Origin of the sequence: Ginsengibacter hankyongi, assembly GCF_008710285.1 — a bacterium.
GTDB lineage: Bacteria > Bacteroidota > Bacteroidia > Chitinophagales > Chitinophagaceae > Ginsengibacter > Ginsengibacter hankyongi.
This window is the reverse complement of record NZ_VYQF01000027.1, coordinates 1-825: the sequence shown is the minus strand read 5'-3', so window position 1 is coordinate 825 and position 825 is coordinate 1. Positions and strand designations below refer to the sequence as shown.

At 42.8% G+C, this 825-nt stretch carries 1 protein-coding gene; it reads left to right on the top strand.

All coding sequences use genetic code 11. The annotated features are described in order from the left end of the window. Window positions 1-825, top strand: an 825-nt coding sequence (locus FW778_RS22920) for a T9SS type A sorting domain-containing protein (RefSeq protein WP_150417254.1), incomplete at both ends; no start/stop codon positions are given.

Here is an 825-nt window from a genome sequence, read left to right as displayed (position 1 = left end):
CAAATACTTCTGAGAATTTATCGGTGAAAACTGCCGGTAAATTACTGGTAGTGGAAAGAAGGCATACCATTACTGATAACGATACTGTCTTTTTAAACCTTACGGGAGTGAGCGCCCGTAAATACCGCTTTGAGTTCATGGCCGATCAATTATATACGCCGGGCCTCACCGCATTCCTGCAGGATAATTACCTCCATACCAGCACTCCCTTAAACATTGACGGAACTACCAGCATAGATTTTACCATAGTAAATATTGCCGGTTCTTATGCTGCCAACCGCTTCCTGGTTGTCTTCAGCCAGCAGGGAACTTTGCCTGTTACCTTTACCTCGGTTAAGGCTTATCAAAAAGGTAAAGACATCCAGGTGGAATGGAAGGTGAATAATGAGCTCGATATAAAACAGTACGAGGTGGAGAAATCTACCAGTGGCAGCCTGTTTACCAATCTTTCGGTAACAGCACCCACCGGCAATGGTGGACACTCAGCAAGCTACCAGCTAACCGATATACATCCCGCTGAAGGTTATAATTATTACAGGATTAAAAGTGTGGATGATAATGATAAAATCGCTTACAGTACCATTGTAAAAGTGATGATCAGCAACAGCGAACCGGAAATTACGGTCTATCCCAACCCGGTTAAAAATGGTATCATTAACCTGCATTTTAATAACCAGCCAGCAGGAAAATATCTTGTCCGTTTGCTTAACAAATCAGGGCAGGTAATCCTGCAACAACAAATTGATCACAACGGCAGCACTGCTACCGAACCTATCCCACTAAATAAATATATCCCCCATGGAATCTATCAACTGGAAATAAACG